The organism is Marinobacter sp. MBR-99, from assembly GCF_040547575.1.
Taxonomy (GTDB): domain Bacteria; phylum Pseudomonadota; class Gammaproteobacteria; order Pseudomonadales; family Oleiphilaceae; genus Marinobacter.
In genome coordinates this window covers 60,876-75,842 of record NZ_JBEPPY010000014.1, presented here as the reverse complement: position 1 = coordinate 75,842, position 14,967 = coordinate 60,876, and the positions used below count along the sequence as shown (strand labels likewise).

Annotated in this window: 18 protein-coding genes; 11 read left to right on the top strand and 7 right to left on the bottom strand. The window is 57.5% G+C overall.

What is annotated here, in order from left to right:
- The first annotated feature begins 1 nt into the window (after position 1).
- Positions 2–229, top strand: a complete 228-nt coding sequence (locus ABIE59_RS13260) for a hypothetical protein (RefSeq protein WP_072677829.1) — start codon at positions 2–4, stop codon at positions 227–229.
- Here ABIE59_RS13260 and ABIE59_RS13255 read toward each other — a convergent pair.
- Positions 226–1,059, bottom strand: coding sequence for a M90 family metallopeptidase (locus tag ABIE59_RS13255; protein ID WP_354447574.1), 834 nt, complete (start codon positions 1,057–1,059; stop codon positions 226–228). The two genes, ABIE59_RS13260 and ABIE59_RS13255, sit on opposite strands and share 4 nt — an antisense overlap.
- Positions 1,060–1,101: 42 nt before the next feature.
- A complete protein-coding gene (locus ABIE59_RS13250; RefSeq protein WP_354447572.1) occupies positions 1,102–1,521 on the bottom strand; it encodes a universal stress protein in 420 nt (139 codons plus the stop codon).
- Between the two features lie 86 nt (positions 1,522–1,607).
- On the opposite strand from ABIE59_RS13250, the gene ABIE59_RS13245 reads away from it, so the two are divergent.
- Positions 1,608–1,928 (top strand): antibiotic biosynthesis monooxygenase family protein, encoded by a 321-nt coding sequence (locus ABIE59_RS13245; RefSeq protein ID WP_152437535.1) that lies wholly within the window; start codon positions 1,608–1,610, stop codon positions 1,926–1,928.
- Here ABIE59_RS13245 and ABIE59_RS13240 read toward each other — a convergent pair whose 3' ends face one another.
- A complete protein-coding gene (locus ABIE59_RS13240; protein WP_354447666.1) occupies positions 1,929–2,900 on the bottom strand; it encodes a ribonuclease Z in 972 nt (323 codons plus the stop codon).
- A 71-nt stretch (positions 2,901–2,971) separates the two neighbouring features.
- Between ABIE59_RS13240 and ABIE59_RS13235 the strand changes: the two genes are divergently transcribed.
- From ABIE59_RS13235 to ABIE59_RS13225, 3 genes are read left to right on the top strand one after another with little or no spacing between them, the layout of a single operon-like run.
- On the top strand, positions 2,972–3,343 hold the full coding sequence (locus ABIE59_RS13235; protein WP_354447570.1) for a YidH family protein: 372 nt from the start codon (positions 2,972–2,974) through the stop codon (positions 3,341–3,343).
- Positions 3,344–3,380: 37 nt separating this feature from the next.
- Entirely contained in the window at positions 3,381–4,235 is an 855-nt protein-coding gene (locus ABIE59_RS13230; RefSeq protein WP_152437536.1) for a crotonase/enoyl-CoA hydratase family protein, read from the top strand.
- Positions 4,236–4,238: 3 nt separating this feature from the next.
- The gene (locus ABIE59_RS13225; RefSeq protein WP_152437537.1) at positions 4,239–4,823 is read left to right on the top strand and encodes a CPBP family intramembrane glutamic endopeptidase; all 585 of its coding nucleotides are present in this window, start codon (positions 4,239–4,241) and stop codon (positions 4,821–4,823) included.
- Here ABIE59_RS13225 and ABIE59_RS13220 read toward each other — a convergent pair.
- Positions 4,813–5,712, bottom strand: a complete 900-nt coding sequence (locus tag ABIE59_RS13220; RefSeq protein WP_354447568.1) for a LysR family transcriptional regulator ArgP — start codon at positions 5,710–5,712, stop codon at positions 4,813–4,815. The genes ABIE59_RS13225 and ABIE59_RS13220 overlap by 11 nt on opposite strands.
- Before the next feature lie 88 nt (positions 5,713–5,800).
- Here ABIE59_RS13220 and ABIE59_RS13215 point away from each other — a divergent pair, with 88 nt between their 5' ends.
- From ABIE59_RS13215 to ABIE59_RS13205, 3 genes are all read left to right on the top strand, one after another.
- Positions 5,801–6,406 (top strand): LysE/ArgO family amino acid transporter, encoded by a 606-nt coding sequence (locus ABIE59_RS13215; protein WP_354447566.1) that lies wholly within the window; start codon positions 5,801–5,803, stop codon positions 6,404–6,406.
- Positions 6,407–6,500: 94 nt separating this feature from the next.
- Entirely contained in the window at positions 6,501–7,016 is a 516-nt protein-coding gene (locus tag ABIE59_RS13210; RefSeq protein WP_354447565.1) for a PDC sensor domain-containing protein, read from the top strand.
- Between the two features lie 8 nt (positions 7,017–7,024).
- Entirely contained in the window at positions 7,025–8,791 is a 1,767-nt protein-coding gene (locus tag ABIE59_RS13205) for a putative bifunctional diguanylate cyclase/phosphodiesterase (protein WP_354447563.1), read from the top strand.
- Positions 8,792–8,798: 7 nt separating this feature from the next.
- Here ABIE59_RS13205 and ABIE59_RS13200 read toward each other — a convergent pair whose 3' ends face one another.
- The gene (locus ABIE59_RS13200; protein ID WP_106693626.1) at positions 8,799–9,854 is read right to left on the bottom strand and encodes an alpha/beta hydrolase; all 1,056 of its coding nucleotides are present in this window, start codon (positions 9,852–9,854) and stop codon (positions 8,799–8,801) included.
- 85 nt (positions 9,855–9,939) lie between these two features.
- Between ABIE59_RS13200 and ABIE59_RS13195 the strand changes: the two genes are divergently transcribed.
- The 3 genes from ABIE59_RS13195 to ABIE59_RS13185 all read left to right on the top strand — a co-directional run bounded on the left by ABIE59_RS13195 (position 9,940) and on the right by ABIE59_RS13185 (position 12,011).
- Complete coding sequence (locus ABIE59_RS13195) at positions 9,940–10,254, top strand: putative signal transducing protein (protein WP_152437540.1); 315 nt, start codon at positions 9,940–9,942, stop codon at positions 10,252–10,254.
- A gap of 92 nt (positions 10,255–10,346) precedes the next feature.
- On the top strand, positions 10,347–11,348 hold the full coding sequence (locus ABIE59_RS13190; RefSeq protein WP_354447560.1) for a CobW family GTP-binding protein: 1,002 nt from the start codon (positions 10,347–10,349) through the stop codon (positions 11,346–11,348).
- Positions 11,349–11,351: 3 nt separating this feature from the next.
- Entirely contained in the window at positions 11,352–12,011 is a 660-nt protein-coding gene (locus ABIE59_RS13185) for a DUF2238 domain-containing protein (RefSeq protein WP_072677818.1), read from the top strand.
- 33 nt (positions 12,012–12,044) lie between these two features.
- Here the strand turns inward: ABIE59_RS13185 and ABIE59_RS13180 are convergent, their stop codons facing one another.
- Entirely contained in the window at positions 12,045–12,887 is an 843-nt protein-coding gene (locus tag ABIE59_RS13180) for a DUF6160 family protein (RefSeq protein ID WP_058090600.1), read from the bottom strand.
- A 102-nt stretch (positions 12,888–12,989) separates the two neighbouring features.
- On the bottom strand, positions 12,990–14,804 hold the full coding sequence (locus ABIE59_RS13175) for a choice-of-anchor D domain-containing protein (protein WP_354447558.1): 1,815 nt from the start codon (positions 14,802–14,804) through the stop codon (positions 12,990–12,992).
- Positions 14,805–14,967 lie beyond the last annotated feature (163 nt).

Below are 14,967 nucleotides of genomic sequence, written 5' to 3'. Positions count from 1 at the left end.
TATGAGCAGTTTACGCGGAATAGACGAGGTAATCCCCGATGCGCGGGATGGTCTCACAAAAACCGAAAGGACGATACTTTACGTCCTCAGTGAAACCCAGAAGGAGCTGGGTGGCCGCAATGTGCCTACGGTGATGCTCTACGGCCGGGTGCTGGAATACGTGAACATCAGCGAGCAGGAGCTGCACCTGTATCTGGACCGGCTTGGGGTCAAGGGTGATGGCCGTTAAGGGCGGTGGCTACTGAAGTCACGCGGGTCCAGCCGGTAATAGCCGCACAACGCTTTGTAAACATCCGGCTGAGCTTCGAGCAGGTGTTCGGGCTGTTGAAAGAAGGTTTCGGTCAGTACCGCAAAGAATTCTGCCGGTTCGGTGGCGCCGTAGGGGTCTAGCCAGGGCTTGTGATGGTGTGCCAGGCGGTGTTGCAGGTGGTCCCAGGCCTTGGTCATGGTTTCCTGCCAGTTCCGGGCCTGCTCGCCATAAAGCGGGGGTGCGCCATCGGCGGTGCCGTCCAGGTAGTCCAGCTGGTGGGCGAATTCGTGAAGGATCACGTTATGGGGGCTGTGTGGCTCTTCGATGGCGCTTTCGCACTCGCTCCAGGCCAGTACCACCTGGCCACGGGAGGAGGCTTCGCCGGCGCGGACCTGGTCACTGTGGCTTACCACCAGGCCGTCACTCTCAGTACCCTGGGCCCGGTAGACGTCCGGATACACCAGAATACTCTGCACTTCATCGTAGTCTGAAAACGGCCGTTCCAGAATCAGCAGGCAGGCATGGCCAGCAATGGTTACGCGTACTCTGTCGTCTACCTCAAAGCCATCGCAGCCGTAATAGTCCTTCTCTGAGACAAACAGCTGCACCAGGCGCTCAAGCCGCTTCCTTTGCTGCGGTGCCAACCGTTTGTAGGCGGGCACCTGCTTTTTAAGATAGCTGCGCCAAGGTTTGGGGAAGGGCTGCTGCAGTTCCCGCTTTCGCCGCCAGGTGCGATAGAAAAACAGGTAAAACAACGACCCGGCAAGCAGAGTGGTGGCAAAGACAGCAAAAATGACAGGCGCAGACATCAACAACTTCCCCAGGCGTGTCTGGTCAGTCTACCTCAACGATCAGCGAACCACGAAGACCGAAATGTCGCTGTGTTTTACGATCTCAGCGGCGTTAGAACGCAGCAGGTGCAGCTTATCTCCCAGTCCGGGCGTGTGCGATGCCATCACAACAAGGTCTGCGCCAGTATCTTTGATGGCGCCCAGTAACTTGGAATCCAGTTCCACCGCCGTATCGACAGACTCAAGTACCTTGGCGTCTGTTTTTATGCCGTGAGCTTGGCCTCGCTCATGGGCAAACTCGGCTAGTTTCCCGGCAAGCTCTTTCGGGTTGTGGGCGGCGGCGCCGGGCGTGCTATTGGTGACCGTCACGTAGCACAGGTTTGCCTGATAGTGCTTCGCCATGTCGATGGCGGTGCTCAGGGTTTTGGGAATCTTGTCCATGTGAGAAAGATCCACAGGTACGAGTATTTTTTTGTACATGGTTCAGTCTCCATCGCTCAGAATTTGAACTTATGTCTTCAAGTCTGGACCATGAAACGACAGGTCGGCAAATCAGAGGCAGTTTTATGAAGTATATTTTTGAAGTCACCGTGAAGGACGGCCACACGGCGGAGGATTATGCAGATGCCTGGGTAAGAGCCAGCGAGCTGATTCAGCAGGCCCCCGGGGCTCGCGGCACGGAATTGCACCGGAAGATCGGTGAGCCGAACAAGCTGATTGCCATCGCCAGCTGGGACAGCAAGGCAGACCGGGATGCCATGGACGCAACCAAGGACCCCCGGATTATGGACATCATCAAAAGTGCGGCGCCGTTTGTGGAGATCCGGCCTTTGGGTGAATTTGAAGACCCGGAATGGGTGGTGATGCCGCCCGGGGACAACGGGTAATCAATGGCCATCGAGCTTGTTCAGTTTAAGGTCTTTTTCCAACCGGTATGTATCAAAATCTTTGGCCAGAAACAGGTGACCTCTGTAGTGCTGTAACGCCTCCGCTGCCAATTGATTAATATGGGGCGTGCCACCAGGTACCGACTGGTAGCGTGAGCTGAAATGAGTCAGCACCAGGTTAGGCAGTTTCGCGCTCTGGGCGAATCGGGCTACCTGTTGGGCTGAGCTGTGTTGGGGCCAGGGGCCAACCCGGTCGGCCACGTCCTGTGTATAAGTGGCTTCGTGGATGAGTACATGAGTGCCTTGGCTGGCCTCTTTAAGAAGCTCCGGTGTGTCGTTATCGCCACCCACAATGATGCGCCGGGCGGTTCTGGATATGTGCGTGTAGTCATCGCTCCGCAACAACCGGCCGTCATCCAGCAACACGTCTTTGCCCTTCTGCAGATCGCCCCAGGCCGGGCCGGCCTCTATGCGGTCCGCCGCCAGTTTCTCCTGCTTTAGCTGGCGCTCCAGGTTTCTTTCGGTAAAGACATAGGCCCGGCAGGCCACGCGGTGGGAGAGCGCCACGTTGGTAACGCCCACATGGTCATCTTGCCAGTAGAAATCCGGCGCCTCGGAGTTGATGAAGTTCAGCGGGTAGCTCAGGCTCGAATCACTGTTTTCGATCACGGCATCAATAAAGCGGCGCACCTGTGGCGGCGCAATGATATCCAGTGGTTCTGTGCGGCCGAGCATGGAGGCACTGGTGAGCAGACCGGGCAGGCCGAAAATGTGGTCGCCATGGATGTGAGTGATGAAAATGGCGCGTAGCTGCATCACCGAATACCGGGTGCGCATCAGTTGGTGCTGGGTACCCTCACCGCAGTCGATCAGGTACCAGGGTTTCGGGCCGGAGCGGCTCAGGGCCAGTCCGGTGACATTGCGTGACCGGGTTGGTGTTCCGGCGGATGTGCCCAGGAAAGTAAATTCCATCATGCCTCGTTTCGCGGTAATGTGCCCCCTGATGATACGAAACCTTTTGCCGAGAGGATACGTGCCGCACCATGTCCGACCTGAAAGACCCCCGGGTACTGTTCGCCGCAGAGCGCACTCTACTGGCCTGGAACCGCACCAGCCTTGGGCTTACAGCCTTCGGCTTTCTGGTAGAGCGGGCGGGTTTGCTGCTGGCGGCATTAGCTCCGGAGACGGGCAACATCATGAACCTGGTGGCCATGTATTGGTTGGGAATGCTGTTCATTCTGCTGGGTGCCGCAACAGCGTTTTACGCCACCCGCCAGTTTGCAGCGGTGTTGAAAACCCTGAGCCCGGAAGAATTTCCCAATGGCTATAACGCCCGCTGGGGAATGACCATCAACCTGATCGTGGCGTTCCTCAGCCTGGCACTGGCAGCCGCCCTGTTTGTCAGCCAGTACTAACACAATCCAAGAACGACAGAATCAAAGGAGTCACACCTTGTCTGAACTAGCGAACTACGAAAGCTTCGATATCGAAGTAAAAGACCAGATTGCCCACGTGCAGTTCAGCCGCCCGGAAGCCCTGAACACCATGAACAAGGCATTCTGGCTGGAGCTGCCCCGCTGCGTGCAGGACATCGAAGCCAATACCGATGCCCGAGTGATTGTGATTTCCTCCACCGGCAAACACTTTTCCGCCGGTATGGATCTTGGCGTATTCTCCGATCCGAAATCTGTGCCCATGAGCGGTGATCCGGGCCGGATGGCGGAGAACCTCCGCCGGGTGGTGCTACAGCTGCAGGATACCCTCACGTCGCTGGAGAGAGTGCGTCTGCCGGTGTTGGCAGCGGTTCATGGCGGCTGCATTGGCGGTGCCCTGGATCTGGTGTGTGCGGCAGACAGCCGTTACTGCACCGCGGATGCCTATTTCACCATCAAGGAAACCGAACTGGGCATGACCGCCGATGTGGGCACCCTGCAGCGCCTGCCCAAGCTGATGCCCGAGGGCGTGGTGCGGGAACTGGCCTACACCGGGCGCAAGTTCGGGGCAGAGGAAGCTCACCGCCTTGGTTTCGTGAACACGGTATACGAATCTCAGGAAGCGATGCTGGAAGGTGTCATGGCCATTGCGGCACAGATTGCGGCCAATTCGCCCCTGGCGGTGACCGGTTGCAAGGAAATGATCAACTTCAGCCGCGATCACAGTGTGGAAGACAGCCTCAAGTACATGGCTACCTGGCAGTCTGGCATGTTCCGCCCCACCGATATGATGAAGTCCTTCCAGGCGAAGGCCCAGAAACAGGCGCCTGTCTACGATGACCTGTTCCCGGTCAAGGATCTGTTCTCTAACTGATCCATGCCTGACCGCCGTAGCTCCTCAATCTCAACATCCGCCGCCCTGTTGTTTCAGGGCGGCATTGGTGTGGTTGGCCTTCTGGCCATCTGGCTGTTTGGTATTCCGATACTGTCGGGCGGCCTGAGCCTTGCCGGGGCGGTTTTGTCTGGCGTGATTGGTGCTGCTGTTACCTATCTTTCGTTGCTGTTGCTGACCCAGAACTCCTGGTTGTTCCCCGATGACCTCAGCAGCCAGATGCAAGCGCTCTATGATTTTGTATCCGGTTATCGATGGCCGGTGTTGCTGGCATTGGCTGTGCTCGCTGGCGTCGGTGAAGAACTTCTGTTCAGGGGCGCGATACAGGGCTGGTTACTGCAATACACGGGGCCCTGGACGGCGGTACTGGCGGCCTCGGTGCTGTTCGGCCTGGTGCACTATGTGTCATTCACTTACTTTCTGGTTGCCACTGGCCTGGGCCTGGTGTTGGGGACTGCTTACCAGCTCAGCGGCAGTCTTGAGCTGGTGATGGTGTGGCATGCGGTTTATGACATGTTGGCGATATATTGCCTGCTGAGGTATCCGCACTGGTTTGGTGTCAGGGCCTGACCTGCGTGTGAGGACTTTTCTCAAGTAATCGGTTGTTGGTAAGTGCCTGAGTCAGGCGTTCCAGAGCTTCTCCGCTATGGCGCCAGAAATGCCAGTAGAGTGGCACCTCCAGTGATTGCCCCGGGGCGAGACTGACCAGCTCTCCAGATTTCAGCTCCCGGGTTGCCTGTATCTCCGGGATCATGCCGTATCCCAGGCCCGCGCAGGCGAGCTTCACGAAACCCTCCGATGACGGGCAAAGGTGATGGGGGAAGGCGCCACCGTATCCACATTGCGCAAGAAAACGGTGCTGGAGCAGGTCGTCTGGCCCGAAGACAATTGCCGGGGCTTGTTTCAGGCTTTGAGAATTGATGCCGTCCGGAAAATAACGGCGTGCATAGTCGGGCGTTGCCAGGGCGAGATAGTGCATTGTGCCCAGCGCAACGCATCGAGCGCCGGCAAGGGGTTGTGGGCTACTGCAAAGGCAGGCTGCGACATCACCTTCCCGCATCCGCCGCAGGCCAATATCCTGATCTTCAATCACCAGATCCAGTAACAGTTCGTCATCCCTGCATACGTTGCCGATGACCTCCGCCCACCAGGTCGCCAGGCTGTCCGCGTTCAACGCAATGCGTAATCGGCTGGCTCGTTCGGTCAAAGCTGGCAAAGTTCTGGCCAGGTCTCTTTCCAGTAGTTGTACCTGTTGAACGTGATTGAGCAGCCGCCGGCCGGCGGGGGTTGGCGCGAGCGTGGGACTGCGAACTAACACCGGTTGGCCCAGTCTGATCTCCAGTGTACGAATGCGCTGGGAAACGGCGGACTGAGTGAGCCCCAGGGTGTCACCGGCACGTTCAAATCCGCCGCATTCAACCACGGTTGCCAGTGCTTCCAGCAGCTTGTAATCAATCATAAGTAAAATTAATTCACTATTAGCAGGATGAATTTAAAGTATATAGGTTTGCGGTTAGTCTGGCCCCTCAATCTTCGGAGGAACGGGCGTGCTTGAAAGTTATCTGACCGGCTTGCTGGTGTGTGGCGGTATTATTGTCGCAATTGGTGCACAGAATGCCTACGTGCTGAGCCAAGCGATTCGTCGTGAGCATCATTGGTGGTCTGCGGGTGTGTGCATGACGTCCGATATCCTGCTGTTCACCCTCGGCATGTTTGGCGTAACGGCGGCCTTGATGGCCATGCCAGAGGCACTTGAGGTTTTGCGCTGGCTTGGTGTGGTATTCCTGGGCTGGTTGGCGATTCAGGCGTTCGTGCGGGCCGGACGGGGCAGGGCCGCGCTTGAAGCTGGGGCAGAGGCCCGAAGAGGTCTGAAAGGAGTGCTGTTGACTACTCTGGCGGTCACCCTGCTCAACCCTCAGGTTTACCTGGATACCTTATTGTTGATCCCGGCCGTAGGCGCCCAGCAATCCAGTGCGCCCGGCTTTGTTGCGGGGGCAAGCAGCGCCTCGGTGATCTGGTTTGGTGGGCTGGCCTGGCTGGGCTCTTCGCTGGCACCGTTACTGTCGCGGCCGGGCGCCTGGCGGGTGATTGATGGTGTTATTGGTTTGATGATGCTCGCCATCGCCCTGCAGCTGGCGTTTTCAGGTCTGTGAAATTCAAGTGATCATGCGAAGTCCGTTTTTCTGCCTATACTCACGTCAGTAACAGAGGAATAGCTTTAACAACAACCACTCTGGCGGAGTTAATTTGGGAATCTTCAAGCGCAATCTTTGGATGTTGTTCTGGCTGGTTGTTGCTGTTGGTGTGCTTGTCCTGTCGTTTATCCTGACCAGTATCTGGCAATCCACACTGCGTGCCCAGGAAGCTCACCATCAGTCCCGCGTTGAGCTAATCAGTCAATCTGCCATCAACGTGTTACGTACCCAGGAGTTGATCCTGGACGTAGCCGCCGCTGAGCTTGTGCGCCAGGATCTTGTCAACGCCACTCCAGAGGTGTTGCCTTTTCTCGACAATATCATGGAGGCCAGCCCGGCGCTCGCAGGTTTCGGTATGGCCTTGCCGGATGGGCAATTGGTGAAAGTGACATCCACTGTGGATGTCAGCCTGATGCCGAACCTGTTGGAGCAGGAGGAATCCCGGGACGGCTTCCAGCGGGCTATGAAGTCTGATCGGTTGGTGGTGGCCGCACCTACTATTTGCCGGCGGTCGGGGCCTGGATTATTCCCGCCCGCAAAGCCATCAGGGATGCCAACGGCCAAGTGATTGCGGTGATGTCTGCCGGAATCCGCGCCGATGGCGAAAAAGGGGTGTTCGGGAACAATCTGCACACCGGCGCGGACGACTCTGTGATGATCTTCCGGGAGCACGATGGCTATTTGCAGTTTAAGTCCAGCGAAGGCGTCACGCCGGATATGTACGCCCACATCCAGCGGACACCGGAACAGCGTGAAGAGGACAGGCAAGGCCTGATAGCGGCCAATGATGCGTCTCTTGAGGAACTGAAAGTAAGCCCGGAACCCAGTATCTATTACAGCCATAGAGACGGTGATACGTTCATTGGTGGCGCCTGGTATTCCCCGGACTATGAACTCTGGATTGTTTCGGAATCCAATATTCGTTCGGTCTGGAGTACCTTTCTGGATCGTGCCCTGGTGTTGTTGGCGGTGTTTGTCGCCCTATTCTTCCTGCTCTTCTATCTCGTGCGCCAGATCGAGCGCGCAGAGAAAAAACGCCGCTCGGCCCTGATGTATCAATCTCGTCATGATGACCTGACGTCGTTACTCAACCGGGTAGGCATGATTGACCAGATCCAGCAGCTTGTGAATCGCGACGAGGGCTTTGGCGTTGTCTTGCTTGACATCGATAATTTTCGAGGTATCAACGATCGGTTCGGGCAGGAACACGGTGACAAGGTACTGAGCGAGTTCGCCCGGTGTTTACGTGAGCTGACCAGTGAACAATACGGCGCGTCGCGACTTGGCGGTGATGAGTTCGCAGTGATCAGCCGTATCCGTGAGCCTGAAAAGCTGCTGGCGTTCTGTAGCGATCTGCTGCGAGGGCTGGCCCGCCATATGGCCACCGGACCGCTGGGGCTCCAATTGGGCGCCAGTGTGGGGGCTGCTGCGTTTCCGGACCACGGAGATTCATTCAACAGCGTTATTCGAAGTGCCCACCTGGCGCTATACCAGGCCAAGAGGACCCGCAACGATGTGTGCCTGTACCGGAACGAATTTGAGGCAGGCTATTTGCGGCGCGTGCACATTGAACAGCGACTTCGTGGGGCTATTCACCAGGGCAGGATATTTATGGCGTACCAGCCGCAGCTGGACGCCTGTGGCCGGGTAGTGGGCGTTGAGGCGCTGGCCCGGTGGGATGATGAAGAGCTCGGGTATGTGCCGCCCAATGAATTTGTTGAAGTGGCAGAATCCTGTGGCTTGATGGTGGAGCTCGGCAACTACGTGTTGGGCCGGAGTCTCTCAGACTTCCGGACGATTCTTGACCAGGCGCGAATGCCATTGGAGCTGTCGGTGAACATCTCCGCCATGCAGTTTATGCAGTCAGGCTTTGCCGATCTGGTGTTGTCTGAATTGCAAAAGCATGGCGTGCACCCCCACTACCTGACCCTGGAGATCACCGAAACGGTTTTCATGGCAGGTTTTGACCAGGTCATCCCAGTGCTGGAACACCTTCGGCGCGAAGGCATCAGTTTGTCCATGGACGATTTCGGTACCGGTTATTCGTCCCTGAGCCTGTTGCGCAAGCTGCCGATCGATGAACTGAAGATCGACAAGAGCTTTGTGGATAACATCATTGATGACGAGCCTGCCCGAAACATGGTCGAGAGCATCATTGCCATTGGCAAGAATCATCGCATGCGCCTGGTTGCCGAGGGGGTGGAAGAGCAAGCCCAGTTCTCAACGCTGGTGGCGATGGGCTGCGGGCGCTTCCAGGGTTACCTGTTCAGCCGTCCGGTGCCGGCGAGCGACGTGGCCTCCGTGGTCCGTCAGTGCAACGACAAGGCTGCGCCCCCCGTCTGAGGCAACCTCAGGCGTGTTGCTTCTCCACCTGGCTCAGAAACTCACCGATGTCCTCAAAGGCTTGTTCCGCTTCCGGCAGCAGGGGTGAGAAGATGTGCCATACGTGCACCATGTTCTGCCAGGTGTGAAGTTGCACCGGAGAGCCTTCGGCCCGGGCTTTGGCGGCATATCGGGTGGCGTTGTCCAGTAGCATCTCCGTGCTGCTGGCGTGAATCAGCGTGGGCGGCAAGTCGTTAAGGTTTCCGCGCAGGGGCGACGCCACGGGATTGGTGGGGGAAATGCGAAACGCCGCCAGGGTACCCCACCAGAGTACCGGTAGCGGAATCTTCGACAACCCTCCGAAAACCGGCCCAAGTAAGGGATCGGTACGGATATTTTCCCGGTTGCTGGGGGCGGTCAGGGTGAGGTCTGTGGACGGTGACAGGGCAACAGCTGCATCGGCCTGGCGCACCCCGTTATCCCGAATCCAGGCCAGCAGAGACAGGGTATGGCTTCCACCGGCAGAATCGCCCGCTACCACCATGAACTCCGCCTTCTCTTCGCCATCCGGGCCGTGGTTCAGCAGCCAGGTATAGGCCTGGCGGCAGTCGCGAATGCCGTCCATAAAACGGTGTTCCGGCATCAACCGGTAATCCAACGCAAACACCGCCGCATTGGCCAGTTGTGAGAACCGGTCGGTAATGGCGCGATGACTGCGGGGGCTTCCTGCGGCCCAGGCGCCACCGTGAATGTAGAGCACCCGGCGGCGGGTATCGGCACCCGGTGCAATCACCCATTCGCCCCGGGGTTGATCGTTGTGGCGAATCTCGGATTTAACCTCTACACCTTCACCGAGACTGTCCAGATGATTTCTGAGTGCAATCAGGCGGGCTTTGCCCTTCAGGCCCCGGGACGCTCGCCCCATGTCTTTGATGCGTTCCATCACCTCGTCGTGGGCGGGGTTCGGAGCCACTTCCCGCACCGCCCAGTCACCGCCATCGTAGTGGGAAAGGTCATGCACCCGGAACAGCAAGAAGGTTGAGAGAACGATGAGCGCAACAACAGCGAGCAGAATCCAGAGCATGGGTTTTCCTTTTGGGGCCCTGTAAAAAGGGAACTATGCTGAAACTATATTCGTACCATGGCCAAGCATACAGAGGAAAGTCATCTTGCAAATAGCCTATCGGGCCCGGGATATCACCGAGGCACACATTGTTGCCGGCATGTTGGAGGCCAATGGCATCGACGCCTATGTGGGTGGGCACTACCTGCAGGGTGCGATGGGGGAAATTGGTGCTGCCGGGTTCAGCAATGTTCATGTGGACGATGATGATGTTTACCGAGCCAGAGTTCTGATTGATGAGTACGAATCCGACCGGGCGGTAGCTGCCTCGCAACGCGATGAGCAGGACAAGCCGGATCATTATGCTCGCTGGTTTATTGTTGCAATCGTTGCTTTGGTCTGGTTTCTGTGGCGATTTTGAACTGATCGGATGGTTTGGCGTCTGTTGTTGCGCCCGCACTGGTACTGGGTGCCTCATTTTTGTTATGTTGTAACACTTTTGAGGCCGCACTCATGTCTGATCCCGTCTGTCCTGTTCCTACCAATCTGATCCTTGGTTTTCTTGGTGTAGGCAAAACCACCGCCATCCTTGATTTGCTCCGTCAGAAGCCGGAAGGCGAGGTTTGGGCGGTTCTGGTGAACGAGTTTGGTGAGGTTGGGATCGACGGCGCCATCCTGGAGACCGAGGGAGCCGTGGTAAGGGAAATTCCCGGCGGCTGCATGTGTTGTGTTGCCGGCCTGCCCATGCAGATTGGCCTTAACCAGCTGATTGCCCGGGCCAAGCCCGACCGGCTGTTGATCGAACCCACCGGTCTTGGCCATCCCTCCCAGATTCTGGATACCCTGACGGGCGAGTATTATCAGGACGTCTTGAAACTGGGCCCGGTGATTACCCTGGTTGACCCCCGTAAACTGGAAGACCCCAGGGTGCTGGACAACGTTCAGTTCCGGGACCAAGTGGCGGCGGCGGATATATTGGTCGCGAACAAGACGGACTTGTGCACAGACAACCAGGTGCACGCATTTGATCAATGGGCGGCCCGACTTGCACCGGAAGGCCGTCCGGTGTATCACACCAACCATGGCCACCTTTCGGTTGGCTGGCTTGATGGCTCGGCCGCGTTACCCGAGGTGTCTGAGCCCCATGCGCACCATCACCACCATGGCAAGATCGTGGATACCCCGCCACCGTCAGTTGATGAGAGCCCATGGCAATTGGTCACTAACCGGGGGCAAGGGCACAATAGTATAGGCTGGCGGATTCATCCGGAGTTGATGCTGGAGGAAAATGCGATACTGGCGATGGCCATGGATGACCGGCTGCTGCGCTTCAAGGCCGTTGTTCATACCCGGGATGGCTGGCGTGTTGTGAACGTTGTGGACGGCGCGGTTACTATCCTGCCCGGCGAGCCCAGGGAGCTTTCCCGGGTGGAATTGATTTCAGCCGAGGCACTGGATGCCTCGGAAATGGACCAGCTGCTGCGGGCCGCAGCAGGGCTGACCGACCAGGATTAAGGTATGAGAATTCGGATTACTCACCAGAGAATCACCCTGTTTCTGCAATCCATTCTGTTGCTTGAGGCGGTGCTTGCGATCTGGGGGCAGCGCTGGTTTACCGCTTTCCTGACCAGCATGATCATTGTGATCACGCTGTTTCCGATACTGTTTGAGCGGCGGTTCCGGATTCACATTCCCCCGGAACTGCAGTTGGCGGCCATCGGGTTCGTGTTCGCGTCACTGTTTCTCGGAGAGATTCACGACTACTACAACCGGTTTTGGTGGTGGGACATGGCGCTGCATACCATGTCTGGCTTCCTGCTGGGGATTCTCGGTTTCTTGCTGGTTCACATCATGAACGAGACCGAAAAGATCCATGTTCACATGAAGCCCGGGTTTGTAGCGTTCTTTGCCTTTATGTTCGCGCTGGGCGTTGGCGCCCTGTGGGAGATTTTCGAATTTACCATGGACAGCCTGTTTGGCATGAATATGCAGAAGCCGATGCTGGGCGATCCCTCGGGGCTGACCGATACCATGTGGGATCTGATCGTTGACGCGCTGGGGGCGCTGATTATTTCGATCCTTGGCTGGCGATACCTGAAGAACCCTGAGCGGAACTCGTTCCTGGAGCGCTGGATTGATTCGTTTATCGAGCGTAATCCACGCTTTTTCAGGAAGTGAGGGAAAGCCCGGCAAGCGCCGGGCTTTTGGGTTTTAATGGCCGTAGATGCGCATGGTGGTGTCTTGAACCACCAGGTTGTCCATCATCACCGAGCCGATAGAGGTGCCGCCCACCAGCACCTGGTCAATCGACATATCTGCCGCGAAGGTGTTCAGATCGATGGCCAGGGCGTCGCCGGCCCCACCCAGGCGGGTACCCTTGTACACGTCCATATCAATGGTGGCGCCAAGAGTCAGAACGCCTGGGTTCGCGGCGGAGCCGTCGAGCCGGGTGCCCATGTAGTCAGCGCCGGTCATCTTCAGGCCGCGGATGCCCAAGGCCAGGAAGTCGAAATCAACGTTCAGCTCGGAGATGCCTACCTGAGTATTGAGGTTGAGGGTGTCGGTGGCGGTATCAACGCGGATGCCAACCTTGGTGAAGGCGCCCACCATGTTGAAGTTGCTGGCCAGCAAGGTTGTATCGGTGTGACCTTCAAGGGTCCAGTCACCGGTGCTGATACCGAAATCGATCGGCGCCGCGGTGATCGGGAAGATATTGATCAGTGCGTCACCGTCATCCGCGATGTCGATGTCGATCTTGATGTTGTCGATCAGATCACTGGTCTGACCGAACAGGGCGTCGCGGAAATCCGTGATCTCCTCGAACAGATCTGTACGGTTGGCACCACCAATCTTGATGTCTTTGATGGACAGTGAGCCTTCATCGGTGTACCGGAATTCGCCGATGTCTACCCGGGTTTCCAGCTCAATGGTGACACCGGCCTGACCGGTGATGTTGCCCATATGGGCGTCGTCAAGAGGCTTGAGGTCGGCTTGTGCGGCAAACGGCAAGCCCGCCATGGCCAGCACTAACGCAGTTTTTTTCAGGCTTTTCATTGTATTGTTCCTTTTTGGTTTTGTTATTCGACGTTTCCAACGACGTAGCCACAGCCGGCGATCGCCAGCTGTGGCTGTGTTATCCGGCTAAGCCGGATTTCCTTACTGTTCCGGGGTCAACTCCAGTTCAATGGTGTTGCCGGAACCGGTGAGGAACTGGTTGAGCAGACCGGTCAGCAGTCCGCAGTTCTCCAGCGGTGGCAGATCGTAGACACCGTTGACGGTGCCGCCGGTCGCTGGCGAGAAGTTGGAGCCTTCAACCGAAGCGAGGTCGATGCTGACGGGCTCGCGAGTCATACACTCGGCCCCCCCGCCAACTCGGAGCGGCAGGCCGAAGATCTTGATCGCCACCTTGGGCACTTTCACGTACAGCTGTGAATTGGCGGTGAGCTTGCCGTTGATCAGCGTGCCGGTGGTGACGTCTGCCTGTTCAAATTCAACATTGGCTGAGGCATTCAGCCTGCTGAAAAGCAGTTTGATGGAGAAGTTGCCATACGTTGGGTCCAGTTCCAGGTCGGCTTCGAAGGTGCCCGCCGCCAGATCCAGCAGGGTGGCAATGGAACCGTTCAGGGGCAGGGTGCCGCCCGAGGACTTGATGAAGGTAGAGCCTTCCAGGCCGAGCAGCAGCTCAAGTTCTGAACCGGTTTGCTCAAAGGCCTCTGCGGAGACAGGAACGCTGACTTCCGGTGTTTCCGGGTCGTCTGAACGGATCACCAGGTTGGCGTTGCTGACGCCCACCGCGTTGGCGGTATAGCTCAGCTCAACGGTACAGTTTGCGTTTGCCGCAATGGTTGTACAGTTGTTGGTTTGAACAAAGTCTGCAGCGCCGGCACCTTCAAGTGCAATGCTGTCAATCAGCAGGGTCTCGTTACCGCTGTTGCTGATGGTCACGGCAGCCGATGCGCTCTGGCCCAGCTGTATTCGACCGAGGTCGACAGCGTCTGGATTAACGCCGATTTCGGGTGTCGGAGCCAGTACGCCACGGCCGGTCAGTGCCACATCAACCGCAGGGTTGTCGGCATCGGTCGACTCGATGGTGAGGGTTGCATTGCGAGTGCCTTCGGTACTCGGCGCGAAGGTCACGTTCACGTCACAGGACTCACTCGGAGCCAGGCTTGCGCAGTTGTTGGTCTGCAGGAACGCGTCGGCGTCAGTTCCGCTGATGGTAACGTTGTTGATACCCAGCGCGGCATTACCCGTGTTGGAAACGGTGACGGTTTGCTCTGCCGTCAAACCGGCCTGTACGTTTCCGAAGGCCAGGTCTTCCCGGTTGACGCCAATACGCGGTGCTTCGGACACCTCACCGCTAACCAGAATGGTTTGCAGCAGGTTGTCCTGATCCGGAAGTTGCACGCAGTCGGTGAGAATCTCGCCAATGGGAGCCGGCGCAATATCGCCATTCGGGGTGCGGGCTGTCAGGTCAAGGGTAAGCCCGCCAACGCGAATCTCAGCCTCGCCGATATCGTCTTCGGTAAAGAGCACTTCAGGCGCCAGGCCTGAGGCTGGAACATCGAATTCGCCGCTTACGTTAGGAATGAATGTGGGCGGAATCGTCAGTTCGACAATCTGTTCCAGACTGCGATTGGCGGTTACCACGGTGTTGAAGCTGGTTGCGATGCCTTCGACCGTTTCCGAGCCAACCAGCTTGAGCCCGGTGCGGGCGTCGTCGTTCACCACGGTAATGGCGGTGACTTCAAACTGCGGGGTGGGCTCACCAACGTTGGCTACCGTGGGAATGTCTGCGCTGATCTGGGCGCGGATGGGTTGGGTTCCGATCAGGGGGAACGGGCATTCGAACGCCAGTTCAATGGATACCGGCTCTGCCGCTGCGTTGCTTGCACCACCGGCCAACAAGGCCGCTGCCGCAACGGCCGGGCCGAGCTTGCGGACACTCGTATTGAGGTTCCTGAGTTTCATGAGTTCGTCCTCTGTCTATCTGTAGTTGTTGTAGTTGGGTTGCAGACAACACCGATGACGGACAGCTCAATCGGACTTGCAAAGATCCCTTTGCCACACGTGCAGGGCACGCATGAGTGCAGGGTCATTTAACGGTCTTGGGATGGCGCGGGTCATTGCTTGC